1 protein-coding gene is annotated in these 235 nt (G+C 41.3%); it reads right to left on the reverse strand.

The features are described from left to right. On the reverse strand, positions 1-235 hold a 235-nt coding region (locus IV73_RS06795; RefSeq protein ID WP_201781088.1), incomplete at both ends, for a hypothetical protein.

Below are 235 nucleotides of genomic sequence, written 5' to 3' on the forward strand. Positions count from 1 at the left end.
CTCTGAGTCACTGATTGACTTTGAGTCTGACTCCGAATCGCTGATTGACTTTGAGTCGCTCTTTGAGTCACTAATTGACTTTGAGTCACTCTCCGAATCACTGATTGACTTTGAATCGCTCTCTGAGTCACTGATTGACTTTGAATCACTCTCTGAATCACTGATTGACTTTGAATCACTCTCTGAATCACTGATTGACTTTGAGTCTGATTCTGAATCGCTAATCGACTTTGAG

Origin of the sequence: Weissella kandleri (assembly GCF_001438705.1) — a bacterium.
Lineage (GTDB): Bacteria > Bacillota > Bacilli > Lactobacillales > Lactobacillaceae > Weissella > Weissella kandleri.